Below are 16,402 nucleotides of genomic sequence, written 5' to 3' on the forward strand. Positions count from 1 at the left end.
GCTGATCGCGGGGGTGCCATTCCGACCACCCGAAAATGCCTGATGACGCGAACCTTAATAAACGAGCTCGTCGTCGTCCTTGCCTTCGGAGATAACAATCTGCCCGGAGTTTGCCAGTTCCTTGGCCAACACCACAATGACGTTTTGCGCTTCGTCGACTTCGCGCAGACGCACCGGGCCCATTGCTTCCATGTCTTCGCGCAGCATTTTGCCGGCGCGTTCGGACATGTTCTTGAAGAACATGTCCTTGAGGGTGTCCGAGGCCCCCTTCAGGGCCATGCCCAGCTTGTCCTTTTCGACATGCCGCAGCAGTGTCTGTACACCCTGCGAGTCCAGGCGGCTGAGATCCTCGAAGGTGAACATGAGCTGTTTGATCTTTTCCGCGCTTTCGCGGTTGCGCTCTTCGAGGGCACCCATGAAGCGGGCTTCGGTGTTGCGATCAAGGTTGTTGAAGATGTCGGCCATCATCTCGTGCGCATCGCGGCGGGCGGTACGGGCGAGGTTCGACATGAATTCGGTGCGCAGGGTCTTTTCGACGCCATCGAGCACTTCCTTCTGCACGGCTTCCATGTGCAGCATGCGCATGATGACTTCCATCGCAAAGCCTTCGGGCAACAGCGACAGGACGCGGGCACCGTGATCACCCTTGATCTTGGACAGCACCACCGCAACGGTCTGCGGGTATTCGTTTTTCAGGTAGTTGGCCAGCACCTGTTCGTTGACGTTCCCCAGCTTGTCCCACATGGTGCGGCCAGCCGGACCACGGATTTCTTCCATGATGCTTTCCACCCGGTCTTTGGGCAGGGATCGCATCAGGAGACGTTCGGTGGTGTCGTACGAACCGACCAGCGAGCCGGTATTGGAGATGGCGTCAGCGAATTCAACGAACAGTCGTTCAACAATCGCAGAGCTAACCGTGCCAAGATTTGCCATGATCTGGGAGATCTCCTTGATCTCCTCGTCTTCCATCATGGAAAAGATTTTGACCGAATGCTCTTCGCCCAGTGACAGCATCATGATGGCGGCTTTTTGCGGGCCAGTCAGGCTGCGGTAGTCTTCCTTAATGCGGCCCATGGGCATGGCCTCCTTGGTCTGTCGTCATCGGCGGACGGGGCACGGTCTGCGGAAAGCTCCAAAGGGGGCCGCTGGGGCCCCCGATCGAGACGGTGATTACGTTTCCTGGTATAGCCAATTGCGGATGATCGACAAAGCCTCTTCCGGATGCTTTTCGACGATTTCGCCGATCTTGCGCAGGGACGACGCCTTGACGCGGCCTTCGACCTTGTCGATGTCGATCAGTTCGTCGGACAGGTCTTCTTCCTCGGGGATCGGTGCCGGAACGCCACCGGGGCCGGTCAGCTGCGGGGTCAGGGTGCCATCGGGGCCCATCAGCTTGGCGTCGGCAGAGTTGGCACCGTCAAAGGCACGCGACACCAGCGGGCGCACCACCAGCAGGATGACCAGCACCGCGACGATCGCCACGCCCAGGCCTTCGGCCATGCGCATGACTTCTTCCTTGGTGAAGCCCATGAACATCCACGGCTCGGGGACTTCGATGTCGCCCAGAGCGTTGAACTGCATGTTCACCAGCTCGACCTGATCGCCACGGTTGGCATCATAGCCGATTGCCGAACGGACGAGGGCCGACAGCTTGTCCATTTCCGCTTCGGGACGCGGGCCGTAAACCTTGTTGCCCTGCGCATCGGTCTGATAGACACCGTCGACCAGAACCGCCACCGACAGGCGGTTGATGGTCGGGGCCTCGTTGACCTTGTTGATGACCTTGCGCGAGATTTCGAAGTTGGTGGTTTCTTCGGTGCCGTTCTCGCGGCTGGTGGCCTGCGAGCCGGTGTTGTTGACCTGCGCGTTCGGCAGGTTCTGGGACACGCTGACCGCGTCGGGCTGGTTTTCCGAGGTCTGCGAGCCGTTTTCCCGCGTCACGGTCGAACGGGCAACCTGACCATCGGGGTCGTAGATTTCCTGATTGGTGACGGTCTTGTCAAAGGCCATGTCGGCGCGGACCTCGGCACGAACCTTCCCCGGCCCGAGCACGCTTTCCAGCAGCTGTTCGACCGCACGGGACAGGCGCATTTCTTCGTGCAGGCGCATTTCTTCCTGCGTCGCCAGCGTGGCCGAGGCGTCATCGCCAACGCCCGAGGACAGCAGGGTCCCGCGTTCATCAACAATCGAAATCTTCGACGGCTTCAGCTTGGGGACCGAGGCGGCAATCAGGTTTTGAACCGCCAGCACCTGTTCCTTGCTCAGGCGGCCACGGTCCATCTTGATGTAAACCGCCGCCGACGGTTCCTGGGTTTCGCGGGTGAACATTTCACGCTTGGGCATCACCAGATGCACGCGGGCCGCCTTGACGCCGTCGATGGACCGGATGGTCCGGGCCAGCTCGCCTTCGGTGGCGCGGATCAGGTTGATGTTCTGCATGAAGTTGGTGGCCGACAGGCTATCCATCTTGTCAAAGACTTCGTAGCCAACGGTCCCGCTCATCGGCAGGGCCTTTTCTGCCATCTGGACGCGCAGTTTCTGCACCTGATCGCCGGGAACAAAAATCTGGGCACCGTTCGACTTGATTTCGTAGGGGATCTTGCGCGAATCAAGCTCGCTGATGATCGCCTTGGAATCGCTGGTTTGCAGATCGCCGTACAGCAGCTCCATCGGCGGCGATGAAAAGCGGGTGGCGAAGTAAATGATGAACGCCAGCAGGCCGACGCCAACACCACCAAGAGCGGCGAGACGGGACGGCCCCAGATTGCGAAGCTGCTGAACGAACGAATTCACGGACTGTCACCCCGCCAAACACCGTTCCTGACCTGCGGGCAGTCCGCAAAAGCCACGAAGGGCATGAAACCATTACAGTACCGGAAGCTAACGCTACCGAATGAAGAAGACGTTAACGGTGGGCAAAAATTGCCGACATTTTCAACCGTTTCCCTCAGGCGCTCTGCCGGGATCGAACTGGATACCCTATACATTTCGCAGGTGCAACCCTAACAGGCGGTTTCTTTTGAGGGAAGATCTCTCTGTGCTGTTTTGCCTGAGGTTCCATTATAAAGTCGAGGGCAAAGGGACTGCTTTTTAACCTTTCTTGATCAGACTATGCCGGGTGATCACGGAACTGGTGATGGAACAAGCAAGAAATGCGCGTAAAGGTGACAACAAAGTCTTTCTCCCGAACCCCGGAGTTGGTTGCAGCCCTGCGGGCGGCCTTTCCGGACTGTGACTTTCGTCAGGCGGAAATGGGCGAGCTGGACCCGGCCGGAGTGGTGGACTTTCTGGCGGACGCCGATGCGGCGATCGTCGGGCTTGATCCTGTTTCCGACTGGGTTCTCGAACGGCTGCCCCGCTTGCGGGCCGTTTGTAAATATGGGGTGGGGCTGGACAATGTTGATGTGCCGGCCGCCCGGCGACGCGGGGTTTATGTCGGCTGGACGCCCGGCGTGAATCGTCGGTCCGTCGCCGAGCTGGTGCTGGGGATGATGCTGGGGCTGACCCGCAACATGACCCGCACCTCCCGCCTGCTGGCAGAGGGACAATGGCTCAAGCAGGGGGGTGTCCAGCTGTCGGGCAGTACCGTCGGCATCATTGGTCTTGGGCACATTGGCAAGGATGTGGCGGCGCTGCTGGCTCCGTTCGGCTGCCGGATTCTGGTCAATGACATTGTCGATCAGCAGGATTATTGCCGCGATCACGGGCTGGAACAGGTGGCGCTGGAAACCATCTGGCGTGACGCCGATGTCATGACCGTGCACACGCCGCTGACGCCGTTGACCCATCATCTGGTCAACGGACAGACCTTGGCGGCGATGAAGCCGGGGGCTATCCTGATCAATACCGCCCGAGGCCCGATTGTCGAGCAGGCGGCGCTGAAGGCGGCGCTGATCAGCGGCCATCTGGGAGGGGCGGCTCTGGATGTTTATGATCCTGAACCGCCACAGGATCTGGACTTTCTGGCTTTGCCAAACCTGATCTGCACCCCCCATATCGGCGGAAATGCCCATCAGGCGGTGCTGGCGATGGGGTATAGTGCCATTGACCACCTGAAGGCGTTTGCCTCGGGGGCGCCGCAGCCTCCGCTGCCGGGGATGTGAGCGGCTGTGAACGACACTAGAGCAAATCCCGAGCAGATGGCTCCATCTGCGACGACGTATTTGCTGAAAATACAAAATATTAGAGCATTTGAAGTGATCTGGAGAGAACGGAAAATGCTCTAGGAACGGTGAGGAGTATCAGTCATGAACTTCAGCGGAACCATCGCCCATATTCCGGCACGGGGGGGCAGCAAGCGGGTTCCCAAAAAGAACCTGCGTTTGATGGCCGGGCAGCCGATGATGTCCTATGCCGTGCGGGAAGCCTTGCTGGCGAGCGGGCTGGATGCGGTTTACGTCAATACCGATGATGCCGATATGGCGGCCTTGGGGGAGGCTCTGGGGGCAAAGGTGCATCACCGCCCGCCGCATCTGGCGGTGGACGAGGCCGGGAGTGATGATTTCAACGCCGAAATCATCAGCACGCTTCAGCCCCAGACGCTGGTGATGATCAATCCGGTCTGTCCGCTGATTACCGCGCAGGATATCGAACAGGCTTTGCAGGCCTATCGGCAGGCGCGCGAGGCTGATGGTGTTGATACCCTGATTGCGGCGTCGATGACCCACATGCAGACCTTTTGCGAAGGCAAGCCGGTCAATGTGTCGGTTGAGGAGGGCTTGCGGCCCAGTCAGGAAAACCCCGAAGTGGCAGTGCTGAACTGGGCGGTCAGCATCTGGGATGCTCCCGCATTTCTGGACCGCTATCAGCGTTTCGGCTTCGGGGTGTGGGGCTCGCGTCGTTTGCTGTACCGGTTGCCGGTGTTGCAGGCGGCAAAGGTCAGCGATGAAGGCGATTTCCTGCTGTGCGAGGCCCTGCTGCTGGCCCGTCGGCAGCAACAGGAACATGGTGCCAAAGCGCCAGTCTTCTGGGCGCCGGGCCAGCCTGTTGATGCCTGATGGTAAGGGGAGGGGCGGGAGAGTTTCCGCCCCTTCGGCTTATTTGCGGGTGACGCCCTTGCCGCCGGTGTTTTCGTTGCTGAAACGACCAACGTTACCCAGCAGCTGTTCCATCAGGGTCAGCTCGTTGCCCGCAGTTGGGGTCTTGCGCTCGACCAGGGTCATTTCGCTGCCGTCATCCTTGTTCAGGGCCTTGACCTGAGAAACCACGCCGTTCTGATCGAACGAAACGGCGAGGATGTGGCGTTCCAGTTCTTCGGTCGCGTGATAGGCGTACTGCTGGGTATAGGCCCCCATGTAGAACCACGTTTCGCCATTGTCGAACAGCGAGGTGGTTGACGGGGTGCCCAGCAGGCTTTCGACCTGCGGACGGGTGGTGCTGCCCGGTTCGATCTCGGCGATCTTTTTGGCGGTCGGAATGTTGCCGCGTGTCTGGACCTCGGGGGCGGAACAGGCGGTGACGCCAACGGCAAGGGTCGCAGCGACCAGAACGCGGGCGCACAGGGTCATAAGACCAGAACGGCGCGAAGGGCGGGCATCGCAAGCACGGTTCGTCATCGCAGTCTCTTGTGTCCTTACCAGAAGGGCGGGCCGGGGCCGTTGCCGGTGGCCCGAATGAACATCTGTCGTGTTATATAGCCTGCTTGCCGGGTAAAGGGAAGTATGGTGGCAAAAGGGTGATTGCCCCTGCTGGCGGAAAAGCATACATCATAGCCAACAGCGACAGAATGAACCGGCAAGGGGATCGGGCGCATGCCCGTGGTGCCCCCGTGGTTCCGGTGAAAGGATACGCGTGGTTTTTGGTTTTTTTAAACGCCGTCAGCGCGAGCAGGCTGCCTATGCCCTGTACGGGGCGCTGGTTGCCCAGTCGCGCCAGCCGGAGTTTTACCTCCATCTGGGGATCGCCGATACCGTGGATGGCCGTTTTGACATGATTGCCCTGCATGCGGCGCTGGTGATCCGGCGCGTTCAGGGGCAGCCGGATGACGGTCCGCCGACGGCGCAGTTCCTGTTTGACATCATGTTCGCCGACATGGACCGGAACCTGCGCGAAATGGGCGTGGGGGATCTGAGCGTCGGCAAGCATGTCAAGCGGATGGCAAAGGCCTATTACGGGCGTGCTGCTGCCTACGAAGAGGGGTTGCAGGGCGATGAGGAAACCCTGATCGCTGCCCTGACCCGCAATCTGTATCGCAAAAGCGAGCCCGAGCCGTGGCAGGTGGCTGCCATTGCGGCCTATGTGCGTCGCTCTGCCGAGCTGCTGGCGCAGCAGGACTATCAGGCTTTGGGGCAGGGAACGATGACCTTTGCCCCGCTGGCCGGTTTCCTGGCCCCGCCCGCCGCTGGGCGTCCCTCTGACCCGCAGGAGTAACGGGGATGACTGATCCCGACCTGACCGGAGCCCCCGAGGCTCCGCTGCCCTTTACCCACCCCTATCCGGTCGAGCGTCTGCCGGGCGAAGGGCGCGTGGTGAAACTTGCCCTGTCAACGGATGAATGTGCCGCCGTTGCCCGGTACCTTTCGCTCGACGGATTGACCCGGTTAAGCGCAAAGCTTACTGTCAAGCCGTTCGCCGGTGGAGAGCTGGTCCGGGTCACCGGAACGGTGGACGCGCACGTGACGCAGACCTGCGGAGTGACTCTGGTTCCGGTGGAATCGGATATAAATGAAGAGGTCGAGCGTGTTTTCTCTTTCAATTCGGTCGCCGAAGAGGTAAGTCCCGGTGCCGAGTTGGAGTTGGAGCCCGATGGGGCCGAACCTCCCGAGCCGATCATTGACGGTCACGTCGATCTCGGCGCGGTGGTGGTCGAGCAACTGGCGCTGGGGATCGACCCTTTCCCTCGCGCTCCGGGGGCGGAGTTTACTCTGCCTGCGGCGGTGTCTGATCCGGCTCAAACGAGTCCTTTTGCCGTTTTGTCGTCTTTGCGCACAGGAAAGATGCCAAAATCGTAAGGCAATGGTTGCGCACCGAAGGGTTTTTGTTTAATAAGGCTGCCTTTCCGGTCACGCCAGAACTGAGAGTAGTGGAAAATGGCTGTTCCCAAGAAGAAAGTTTCCAAGTCCCGTCGCGACATGCGTCGTTCGCACCACGCCGTTTCGGCTGGCGCTCACGCTGAGTGCAAGAACTGCGGCGAGCTGAAGCGTCCGCACCATGTGTGCCCGTCCTGCGGTCACTACGATGGTCGTGAAGTGGTGGCAGCGGAAGCCGTCTAATTGACGGTTTCCGCTTCGGTCGCGTTCTACTGAGGGGAAAGTGCTTTGAGCGCTCCGCTCGTTCTCGCGCTCGATGCCATGGGGGGCGATGCCGCCCCCAAAATGGTGCTCAAGGGTGTCAAGATTGCGCGGAAACGCCATCCGAACGTGCATTTCCTGCTGTTCGGTGACGAAGCGCGTCTTGCTCCCCTGTTGAAGAAAAAGCTTCGCAAGGTTTGCACCATCCGGCATGCGCCGGATGTGGTAACCGGCGATGCCAAGCCTTCACAGGCGGTTCGTCAGGGCCGCCAATCGAGCATGTGGCTTGCGATCAAGGCAGTTAAAGACGGTGAAGCCGCAGGCATCGTGTCTGCTGGCAACACCGGTGCCTTGATGGCCATGGCAAAATTGAGCCTCCGTACGTTGCCAGGCATTGATCGGCCTGCCATCGCAACATTGCTTCCGACCATCCGGGGGGAAAGCGTCATGCTTGACCTGGGTGCAAATACGGAATGCGCTGCCAACAATCTGGTCGAATTCGCAGTGATGGGCGAAGTCTTTTCGCGCACCCTGTTGGGTATTGACCGGCCGTCTGTGGGTTTGCTGAACATCGGCTCCGAAGATTTGAAGGGGACTGACTCTCTGCGTCAGGCCGCGACGATCCTGCGCGAGCAAAAACTCGGCACCATGGATTATTACGGATTCGTCGAAGGGGACGATATCGGCAAGGGTACGGTTGACGTTGTGGTCACCGATGGCTTTACCGGAAACGTGGCCCTGAAAACCGCCGAGGGAACGGCGAAGCTGTATTCGCAATTCCTGAAGGATGCCTTCAAGGCCAGTCTGGTTGCCAAAATCGGCTATCTTCTGGCCCGGCGGGCGCTGGAAAGTGTGCGCAAACGTACCGATCCGCGCCGCTATAATGGCGCAATGTTCATTGGATTGAATGGCGTTTGCGTCAAAAGTCATGGTGGTACGGATGCGCTGGGGTTTGCCAATGCCATTGGTGTGGCGGTAAACCTGATTTCCAATGATCTGAACAGCAAGATCAAGGAAGAGTGTCAGCGTTTGTATTCCCATGGCCGTGCCGAAGACGCCCCGGACACACCTGCTTCCCGTGCCGACGGGGAGGATGGTGGGGGCCTCGCGGCAGAACAAGACTTAACGGCGACAGCTCCGGGCGGTAACGGAGAGTCGCAGTCCGGGAAACCGGCCCAGGCGTCGTAAGGTCATGATCACGCGCTCGCTTATTGTTGGTACTGGCTCCTATCTTCCGGAGCGGGTGGTAACAAACGCCGAACTGGCGGCCAAGGTTGATACTTCCGATGAGTGGATCATCGAAAGAACCGGCATCCGTCAGCGCCATATGGCAGCAGAGGGGGAGTGGACCTCTGATCTGGCGACCAAGGCGGCGCAAAAGGCTCTGGATGCTGCCGGGATTGCCGGGACCGACGTCGATCTGATCGTGTTGGCGACGGCAACCCCGGACCGGACCTTCCCGTCTACCGCCGCCACCGTGCAGGCCAATCTGGGATGCTTCGGCGGCCCGGCCTTTGACGTGCAGGCAGTGTGCTCGGGCTTTGTCTATGCCCTGTCGGTGGCGGATAATTTCATCAAGGCCGGGCAGGCCAAAACGGCGCTGGTGATCGGTGCCGAGACGTTTTCCCGCATTCTCGACTGGGAAGACCGGGGAACCTGTGTCCTGTTCGGTGACGGGGCCGGGGCTGTGGTCCTTCAGGCCGCGCCGGGTGATGGTTCGTCGGCCGATAGCGGTATCCTGACCACCCACCTGCATGCCGACGGCCGTCACCGCGAGCTGCTGTATGTCGATGGGGGGCCGTCATCGACCCAGACCACCGGCCTGTTGCGGATGCATGGCCGTGAAGTGTTCCGCCATGCGGTGGTCAATCTGGCTTCGGTGGTTGAAGAGGCCCTTGAGGCGACCGGATTGCAGCCGGGCGATATCGACTGGCTGGTGCCGCATCAGGCCAATCGCCGCATTATCGAAGGCACCGCCCGCAAACTGGGTATGGCGCTGGAGAAAGTGGTGATGACGGTTGACCGGCACGCCAACACCTCGGCGGCATCGATTCCGCTGGCCCTGGCCGAAGCGGTCAGCGATGGCCGGGTGCAAAAAGGGCAGCTGGTGCTGCTGGAGGCGATGGGGGGCGGTTTTACCTGGGGTTCTGCTCTGGTCCGCATGTAAACGCCACAGGCGATTTTTTCCGACAAAGCTGAAAACAGGGGCCAAAAGCGTATTTTGGCCCCTTTCGCTGACTCTTTGGCAACTAACTGATATTGACGGATTTCTGTCATGGCGTTACCGTGATTCTAGGATTTTCTCCTGAAAGCGAGAGCGACATGTCTGAACAAACCATTACCCGTGCTCAGTTGAGTGAAGCGGTCTATCAGGAAGTTGGGCTGTCGCGGAACGAGTCGGCAGAACTTCTGGAAATGGTGCTGGAAGAAATTTCCAACGCTCTGGCCGCTGGTGAAAGCGTCAAGATCTCTTCGTTCGGCAGTTTTTCTGTCCGCCAGAAGGGGCAGCGCGTTGGTCGTAATCCCAAAACCGGTGAAGAGGTGCCGATTTGCCCCCGCCGCGTGCTGGTGTTTCGTCCGTCGCAGTTGCTCAAAGGGCAGATCAATGCGGGACAAGAGGCTAAGGCTTAATGGAAAGGGCAATGTCACAAACCATTGATCCCCGGCGGCCTGCAAAATCGGAGTCCGCGTTCCGCACCATCAGCGAGGTTGCCGAGGACCTGGATGTTCCTCAGCATGTCCTGCGCTTTTGGGAAACCAAGTTCACCCAGATCCGCCCGATGAAACGAGGCGGTGGGCGTCGCTATTATCGCCCGGAAGACGTGGCTTTGCTGCGGCGTATTCGCAGCCTGTTGTATGATGACGGTTTCACCATCAAGGGTGTGCAGAAACTGCTGCGTGAAGGTGGCCTGAAGCCGCTCGACCCGATCGATGCCGACGATGAGATGGAAGAACAGGGGGCTGCTCCGGCTCCGGCTGATGTCATCTCTGTGCTGGAGCAGCGATCAGAAGCCGCCGCCCTGCCGGAACAGGTCAAGGGTGTGGTGCAGTCGGTGATTGCCGAATTGTCGATCGTCAGCACACTGCTGCGCGAGGCGAGTAAGGTGCATTGACCGCCGTCTGCCTGAAAGGCTCGAAATCGGTGCCGCACTTCTTTGCGGGCGTGTTACGGCTGAGGCTGTTATGAAAAGGGTCGCGTTGGCGGCCCTTTTTTTTGAAAAAAAGTTTGAGAAACATGCATTTCGTTGTTGCCAGAGGGCGAGGCGCTGGATATATTGCGCGCCTGCCCGGGAAACTGGGGAGCACGGTCGGAGCGTAGCGCAGCCTGGTAGCGCACTTGACTGGGGGTCAAGGGGTCGTGGGTTCGAATCCCGCCGCTCCGACCACTAAATTCCGTTCCCCCAACGGAAACCGCAAAACGAAAACGGCACCTCAGTTCTTGAGGGCGCCGTTTTCGTTTTATGTCATTTTTGCCCAAGACCAATGCCCGGATTGATGTTAGTGTGCCAGACGCACGGGGTACCAGGATGGTGGTAATCGCTCTAGGCGGGTTTCCGCATTGAGCCGTACAGCAGAAGGTTGGACGGGTCATGGAACAGATTACATCCGACATCATGAATCGCCAGCCTCTGGCGACGTATAACATTGCCGCAGTCGCACCGGTTCGACCGGTGCAGATAACACAGACCGGTACGACCGACAGCGGAAAAGATTCGCAAGGGAACCCGTCGCAAGGACGGGGTCGTGATGAGGCCGAAGCCTATCGGCCAATGACGTTCCAGGCGGTTTTGCTGTCGTCGACAACCCTTTCCAGCCTGCAGGACGTGCTGTCGCGCCTGTCCGGTGGTGGGGGGTTTTCGGTTGTCGATCGGGCCTCGTCGGCCTATCGGGATGCGGTGAGCAAGCTTGGGGATAGCACCAGCGAAGCCGGGGCCAGTTCGGAAGACGCTGGCACGGAAGAGCAGGGAGTATCCTCTGCTGCGGAAACAGTCAGCCCGACATCCTCTTCCGCTAGTCAAGGTGTGGGGTATTACGGGTATGACTGGATTGGGAGTGGTCAATTGCTGCAGGCGGCCCGTCAGGCGACGGCGGCCTACATGCAAAGTATGACAGCGGTCCAGACCGGGGATACGCCCTATGCTCAGAAAGCTGAGGTTCTGAACCTGGTGGCGTAGAGCAGTGTTAACGCACACTGATCTAGAGCAGCGTGCGTTAAACCGGACGCAGGCACGCTGCTCTAACCTTTTGTTCTGTCGCATTGTTGTTGCGAAAACCGGTTCCCACTTTTCGCACAATGCTCTAAAACGGGCAGCCGGATATCTCGGGCTGCCCGCTTTTCTTTTACGTCCTATGCCATCGAGCCTTCGTCAACGGCCATCGACGGGTCCTGTTGCAGCATGGTGGCAACATTGTCATAGGCTGCGGCATTCTGGTCCATCTGATCGCTGAGGGCGGGGTTTTCCTGCCCGACGGCGCGAAAGAAATTGGCGGCTGCGCGCAGCATGTCGGCTCCGACATCGGCGATGGTGGTCATGGCAGGCTCCCTGTGTTTGTTGTTGCGTGGTCAGAGCCTTCCGTGAGCAAAGCGGGTCGGCGGCTGAAAAAACGCGGATGTGTCTCTGTTGCCCTGACGAGTGATCGCCAGCAGCCCATGCACCGTATCCATTTCGATCCTTGTCGTCAAATGGCCCCGCTGTCAAATGGGGGGAAGGATTTCGGTCAAATCCGGCGTAGAGGGGGTAATTCCCTGTGCGGCAAGAATGGCGATGATGTCGCTACAGATGTCATTCAGGCTGCCGAGGGTGACACCGTGGTAAAGCTGATGCCCAACCAAACGCATGTTCGGCCCGCGCGAGCAGTACCCCAGGCACGGGCCAACCTGCAATTCAACCCATGGGGCGAGATTGCGCAGGATCAGTTCCTGCTGCAAGGCCTGCGTCATGTCTTCGGCCCCGCGCGGGGCACAGCTTTCCGTGGCGATGCCGATCCTGCGGGTTTGGCAGATCATCATGCGCAGGCGAAAACCGGACGACGACTGTTGCTCTGGGGTCATGTCTGTCAAATTTCCATGGAGTCAGAGGGGAGTGCTGCTACTCTGGGGCACAGGTGACAGGAGGGGCAGTCCTGACGTCTGGTGAGGGCATTCAATGCCTGAAGAAAAGATATCGCGACTTTCTGATGGAGTGGCCAGTTTTATCCGTCTGGAAAAGCAGCACCAGGAACTCCTCTGGCTTTCCGGGGAGGTTCGGCTGGCAGCGTGTGACGCCGAAGAGCATCGCTTTCAAACCCACATCCGCGATTTGCTTCGTGGGGTAAGGGCGCATTTTGCCGAAGAAGAGTATGTCCTGCGCCTGTGGCTCGATCTGGATTTGCTGAAAGGGCACGCGCAAGAGCATCGTGACCTGCTGACAATTTTACAGGACAGTATCGAAGCGGCCCAACGGACGGCACTGTCCTGGGGGGTGCGGGTGAAAGTCACGGAAGTGATCGAGCATCTGTTGTTGCGGGAAATCACCGAAGATGATCCGCATATCCTTGATCTGGCCCGTAAAGTTGTCGATCTGGGCCGGTGATGGGCTGTGCTGCGGGGATGTGATACAATCATGCTGCATGGTTTTCGGTTTTACGCAGTCTGATTTGACGGTACGGTTTACAGGGTAACAGGTCGGAGGGGACATGGCGGGTGAGACGCGTTTTGTAGACCGAAAGGTTTTTTTTCCGGGGCAATACATTTTCCGGATGGGGGATGTGGGGGATCGTGCCTATCTGGTACAGGACGGAAAAGTCCAGATCCAGCGGAGCAAGCCAGATGGCAGTACGGTTGTATTGGGGGAGCTGACCAAAGGGGGGATCTTTGGGGAGATGGCTCTGGTTGATGACCAGCCCCGCATGGCCTGCGCAGTGGCAACCGAACAGACAACTCTGGTTGTCGTCGGTCGCGACCAGTTTCAAAGCAAGCTGAACGCCGCCGATCCCTTTATCCGGGCTTTGCTGAAGATCTTTGTGCGCAATATCCGCGCAATCACGGATCGGCATATGTAAAAAGCAGGAGTGCCTTTTGACCGTTGTACCACCCCCGGACACTCCGCGGCATGACCCGCCGCGCATAACCGTGATGGGCCGCCTGCGGGCCTATCTGTTTGCCGGCATTCTGGTGACCGCCCCGGCGGCGATTACCTTCTATACCGCGTGGGCCCTGATTACCTGGGTGGATCAGGGTGTGCGCAGCCTGATTCCGGCACGGTACGATGTGTTCTTTCCCGGCTCCATTCCGGGGCTGGGGGTGATTGCCCTGCTGCTGGCCCTGATCCTGATCGGTATGCTGACCGCGGGGTTCGTCGGGCGGTTTGTGGTGCGCAGCTGGGAGAGCCTGCTGGCCCGGATGCCGATCATCCGGTCGGTTTATGCCGCCATCAAGCAGATTTTTGAAACGGTCCTCGCCCAGCAATCGACGGCCTTCCGACAGGTGGTGCTGGTGGAATATCCCCGCAAAGGCCTGTGGGTTCTGGGCTTTGTCTCGGGGACAACCGGCGGCGAGGTTGAAGCAGTGCTGGGGGAGGACTGCGTGAACGTGTTCATTCCGACCACCCCCAATCCGACCTCGGGATTTTTGCTGTTTGTACCGCGCACCGCGCTGAAGCCCCTGACCATGTCGGTTGAAGACGGCATCAAGCTGGTGGTGTCCGGTGGCCTGATTACCCCGACCCCCTGATTACCCCGACCGGAGGGTTTTGACCGCGCTGTCACGCTCGAACAGATACAGCAAGACACGCAGAGCCTGACCGCGCGGGCTTTCAAGATCGGGGTCCTGTTCGACGATCAGCGCGGCGTCCTTGCGGGCAATCGCCAGCAGGTCGCCATGGACGGCCAGATCGGCCAGGCGGAATTCCGGCAAGCCCGACTGACGGGTGCCCAGAACCTCGCCGCCACCACGCAGGCGCAGGTCTTCTTCGGCGATCAGGAAACCGTCTTCGCTCTGGCGCATGATTTCCAGCCGGGCCTTGGCGGTTTCAGACAGCGGATGCACATACAGCAGCAAACAGGTCGACGCCTTGTCGCCGCGCCCGATGCGTCCGCGCAACTGGTGCAACTGGGCGAGGCCAAAGCGTTCGGCGTGCTCGATCACCATCACCGTGGCGGCGGGGACGTTGACGCCGACTTCGATGACGGTGGTGGCAACCAGCATGTCGAGCTGATCGCCGACGAACCGCTCCATCACCAGATCCTTGTCCTGCGCCGCCATCTTGCCATGGATCAGGCCAACCCGGTCACCGAACACCTGTTGCAGATACTGATAGCGTTCCTCGGCGGCGGCCAGATCAATCAGCTCGGATTCTTCGACCAGCGGGCAGACCCAATAGACCTTGCTGCCGCTGGCAACCGTCCGCGCCAGTCCGGCAACCACGTCGTCCATCCGGTTGTTGGGCAACACGCGCGTGTCCACCGGCTTGCGTCCGGGGGGCTTTTCATCCAGCTTGCTGGCGTCCATGTCGCCGTACTGGGTCAGGGCCAGCGTGCGCGGAATGGGGGTGGCGGTCATCACCAGCACATCGGTGTTCCGCCCCTTGGCGGCCAGTTCCAGCCGCTGAAAGACCCCGAAACGGTGCTGTTCATCAATCACCGCCAGCGCCAGATCATGGAACTGCACATCGGCCTGAAACAGGGCGTGGGTGCCAACCAGAATGTCAATCTCGCCTGCGGCCAGACGGTCGAGCAGAGCCTGCCGGGCCTTGCCCTTGTCGCGCCCGGTCAGCACCGCCAGCCGGAACCCGGCGGCTTCGGCCAGCGGAGCGAGGGTTTCGGCATGCTGGCGGGCCAGAATTTCAGTCGGAGCCATCAGCGCCGCCTGCGCGCCGCTTTCGACCGCCACCAGCATCGCCATCAGGGCAACCATCGTCTTGCCGCTGCCAACATCGCCTTGCACCAGCCGCAGCATGCGGTCCGGTTTGGCCATGTCGGCATAAATCTCTGCCAGCGCCCGTTGCTGGGCACCGGTCAACTGAAAGGGCAGGGCGGCGGCAACGGCGTCCCGCAGACGGCCGTCGCCTTCCAGAATCCGCCCGGCCTGATGGCGGTTGGATCGCCGCACCAGCAACAGCGCCAACTGATTGGCCAGCAATTCGTCATAGGCCAGCCGCTGACGGATCGGACTGAAGGCGGTCAGCTCGCCGTCATCGTGTGGCGCATGCAAGGCGGTAATGGCGCTGTGCCAGTCCGGCCAGTTGCGCTGGGCTTTCAGCGGGCCATCCAGCCATTCCGGCAGCTCGGGGGCCAGCGCCAGTGCGGCGCGGGCCAGTTTGGTGGCAACTTTCTGGGTGATGCCCGCCGTCAGCGGGTAAATCGGCTCGACGATTTCGACCTCGGCCCGCCGGGCCACCGGCACCACATGATCAGGGTGGGTCATCTGGCGTTCGCTGTTGAACACCTCTATCTTTCCTGACACGACCATCGTCTGACCAACGGGCAGCAAGGCTTCCAGATAGTCGCGGCGGCCATGGAAATAGGTCAGGGTCAAAAAGCCGCTGCGGTCCCGGCAGCGCACGCGGTATGGTCCCTTGCTGCTGGACGGCGGGAAATGGGCCTCGATCTCGACCGTTACCGTTGCCACCACGCCATCGGGGGCGTTGGCAACCGACGGGCAGAACCGGCGGTCGATCACTCCGTTGGGCAAATGCCACAGCGCATCGACCACATGGCCGCTGCCGCCGACCAGTCGGGTGTACAGGGGACCAAGGCGCTTGCCCAGTCCGGGCAGGCTGTCGAGGCTGGTAAACAGCGGATTGAGAATATAAGGACGCATGAGGGGTGACAGGTTCTTTCCAATAACAGGCGAAGGCTTTATACCACCCACTGCACTATCAGAACACTCCCGGCGGCGGATGTCGCTGCTGGTAACGATGAGGGATGCGATGACTGCTGTGCTTGATGAACGACGCAAGCGGATTTTGTATCGGGGCAACCACCGTGGCATGAAAGAAGCGGATGTCATGCTGGGCGGCTTTGTGACGGCGCATGTCGCAACCCTCAGTGACGAGCAGCTCGACCGGCTGGAGGCCCTGCTGGACGAGCTGGATGTTGATATCATGGACTGGGTGATCGGCAAAAAGCCGGTTCCGGCGGCCTATGATACCGACATCTTTGGCATGATCCTGGCCTACAAGCCCTACGAGTAA

General features: G+C 60.0%; 20 protein-coding genes and 1 tRNA gene. 15 read left to right on the forward strand and 6 right to left on the reverse strand.

All coding sequences use genetic code 11. The annotated features are described in order from the left end of the window. Positions 1–54 precede the first annotated feature (54 nt). On the reverse strand, positions 55–1,074 hold the full coding sequence (gene fliG / locus BW995_RS02245) for a flagellar motor switch protein FliG (protein WP_076398483.1): 1,020 nt from the start codon (positions 1,072–1,074) through the stop codon (positions 55–57). 96 nt (positions 1,075–1,170) lie between these two features. Then, positions 1,171–2,793 carry a flagellar basal-body MS-ring/collar protein FliF gene (gene fliF, locus BW995_RS02250; RefSeq protein WP_076398484.1) on the reverse strand — a complete coding sequence of 541 codons (1,623 nt, stop codon included), beginning with the start codon at positions 2,791–2,793 and terminating at the stop codon, positions 1,171–1,173. Positions 2,794–3,197: 404 nt separating this feature from the next. Here fliF and BW995_RS02255 point away from each other — a divergent pair, with 404 nt between their 5' ends. Both BW995_RS02255 and BW995_RS02260 read left to right on the forward strand, forming a co-directional pair. Further along, the gene (locus tag BW995_RS02255) at positions 3,198–4,103 is read left to right on the forward strand and encodes a phosphoglycerate dehydrogenase (protein WP_217696034.1); all 906 of its coding nucleotides are present in this window, start codon (positions 3,198–3,200) and stop codon (positions 4,101–4,103) included. 144 nt (positions 4,104–4,247) lie between these two features. After that, positions 4,248–4,997 carry an acylneuraminate cytidylyltransferase family protein gene (locus BW995_RS02260; protein WP_076398488.1) on the forward strand — a complete coding sequence of 250 codons (750 nt, stop codon included), beginning with the start codon at positions 4,248–4,250 and terminating at the stop codon, positions 4,995–4,997. A 39-nt stretch (positions 4,998–5,036) separates the two neighbouring features. Here BW995_RS02260 and BW995_RS02265 read toward each other — a convergent pair whose 3' ends face one another. Next, a complete protein-coding gene (locus BW995_RS02265; protein WP_175616959.1) occupies positions 5,037–5,555 on the reverse strand; it encodes an outer membrane protein assembly factor BamE in 519 nt (172 codons plus the stop codon). Between the two features lie 235 nt (positions 5,556–5,790). Here BW995_RS02265 and BW995_RS02270 point away from each other — a divergent pair, with 235 nt between their 5' ends. The 9 genes from BW995_RS02270 to BW995_RS02310 all read left to right on the forward strand — a co-directional run bounded on the left by BW995_RS02270 (position 5,791) and on the right by BW995_RS02310 (position 11,404). Beyond that, positions 5,791–6,369 carry a ubiquinol-cytochrome C chaperone family protein gene (locus BW995_RS02270; protein WP_076398489.1) on the forward strand — a complete coding sequence of 193 codons (579 nt, stop codon included), beginning with the start codon at positions 5,791–5,793 and terminating at the stop codon, positions 6,367–6,369. A gap of 5 nt (positions 6,370–6,374) precedes the next feature. Continuing rightward, positions 6,375–6,950 carry a YceD family protein gene (locus BW995_RS02275; protein ID WP_076398491.1) on the forward strand — a complete coding sequence of 192 codons (576 nt, stop codon included), beginning with the start codon at positions 6,375–6,377 and terminating at the stop codon, positions 6,948–6,950. A gap of 78 nt (positions 6,951–7,028) precedes the next feature. Beyond that, positions 7,029–7,211, forward strand: coding sequence for a 50S ribosomal protein L32 (gene rpmF / locus BW995_RS02280; protein ID WP_076398492.1), 183 nt, complete (start codon positions 7,029–7,031; stop codon positions 7,209–7,211). 45 nt (positions 7,212–7,256) lie between these two features. Beyond that, positions 7,257–8,417: a phosphate acyltransferase PlsX gene (gene plsX / locus BW995_RS02285; RefSeq protein WP_084194515.1), complete on the forward strand. Its 1,161-nt coding sequence runs from the start codon at positions 7,257–7,259 to the stop codon at positions 8,415–8,417. Between the two features lie 7 nt (positions 8,418–8,424). Next, positions 8,425–9,396 carry a beta-ketoacyl-ACP synthase III gene (locus BW995_RS02290; RefSeq protein WP_281251118.1) on the forward strand — a complete coding sequence of 324 codons (972 nt, stop codon included), beginning with the start codon at positions 8,425–8,427 and terminating at the stop codon, positions 9,394–9,396. A 155-nt stretch (positions 9,397–9,551) separates the two neighbouring features. Continuing rightward, positions 9,552–9,860: an integration host factor subunit alpha gene (locus tag BW995_RS02295; protein WP_076398496.1), complete on the forward strand. Its 309-nt coding sequence runs from the start codon at positions 9,552–9,554 to the stop codon at positions 9,858–9,860. Positions 9,861–9,871: 11 nt separating this feature from the next. Next, positions 9,872–10,342 carry a MerR family transcriptional regulator gene (locus BW995_RS02300; protein ID WP_245821215.1) on the forward strand — a complete coding sequence of 157 codons (471 nt, stop codon included), beginning with the start codon at positions 9,872–9,874 and terminating at the stop codon, positions 10,340–10,342. 196 nt (positions 10,343–10,538) lie between these two features. Beyond that, positions 10,539–10,615: transfer RNA gene (locus BW995_RS02305), tRNA-Pro, on the forward strand. 204 nt (positions 10,616–10,819) lie between these two features. Further along, on the forward strand, positions 10,820–11,404 hold the full coding sequence (locus BW995_RS02310) for a hypothetical protein (RefSeq protein ID WP_076398499.1): 585 nt from the start codon (positions 10,820–10,822) through the stop codon (positions 11,402–11,404). A 173-nt stretch (positions 11,405–11,577) separates the two neighbouring features. Here the strand turns inward: BW995_RS02310 and BW995_RS02315 are convergent, their stop codons facing one another. Further along, positions 11,578–11,763, reverse strand: a complete 186-nt coding sequence (locus BW995_RS02315; protein ID WP_076398500.1) for a hypothetical protein — start codon at positions 11,761–11,763, stop codon at positions 11,578–11,580. A gap of 162 nt (positions 11,764–11,925) precedes the next feature. After that, positions 11,926–12,282, reverse strand: coding sequence for a (2Fe-2S) ferredoxin domain-containing protein (locus tag BW995_RS02320; protein ID WP_076398502.1), 357 nt, complete (start codon positions 12,280–12,282; stop codon positions 11,926–11,928). A gap of 94 nt (positions 12,283–12,376) precedes the next feature. Here BW995_RS02320 and BW995_RS02325 point away from each other — a divergent pair, with 94 nt between their 5' ends. The 3 genes from BW995_RS02325 (at position 12,377) to BW995_RS02335 (ending at position 13,941) form a co-directional block, all read left to right on the forward strand. Beyond that, positions 12,377–12,802 carry a hemerythrin domain-containing protein gene (locus tag BW995_RS02325; RefSeq protein ID WP_076398503.1) on the forward strand — a complete coding sequence of 142 codons (426 nt, stop codon included), beginning with the start codon at positions 12,377–12,379 and terminating at the stop codon, positions 12,800–12,802. Positions 12,803–12,905: 103 nt separating this feature from the next. Then, on the forward strand, positions 12,906–13,271 hold the full coding sequence (locus BW995_RS02330) for a cyclic nucleotide-binding domain-containing protein (protein ID WP_076398505.1): 366 nt from the start codon (positions 12,906–12,908) through the stop codon (positions 13,269–13,271). Positions 13,272–13,287: 16 nt separating this feature from the next. Further along, a complete protein-coding gene (locus tag BW995_RS02335; protein ID WP_245821217.1) occupies positions 13,288–13,941 on the forward strand; it encodes a DUF502 domain-containing protein in 654 nt (217 codons plus the stop codon). Here the strand turns inward: BW995_RS02335 and recG are convergent, their stop codons facing one another. Then, complete coding sequence (gene recG, locus BW995_RS02340; RefSeq protein ID WP_076398508.1) at positions 13,942–16,029, reverse strand: ATP-dependent DNA helicase RecG; 2,088 nt, start codon at positions 16,027–16,029, stop codon at positions 13,942–13,944. It abuts the gene before it with no gap. A 109-nt stretch (positions 16,030–16,138) separates the two neighbouring features. On the opposite strand from recG, the gene BW995_RS02345 reads away from it, so the two are divergent. Continuing rightward, complete coding sequence (locus tag BW995_RS02345) at positions 16,139–16,402, forward strand: FAD assembly factor SdhE (protein ID WP_076398510.1); 264 nt, start codon at positions 16,139–16,141, stop codon at positions 16,400–16,402.

Source organism: Insolitispirillum peregrinum (genome assembly GCF_900156605.1).
Classification (GTDB): Bacteria; Pseudomonadota; Alphaproteobacteria; order Rhodospirillales; family Rhodospirillaceae; genus Insolitispirillum; species Insolitispirillum peregrinum.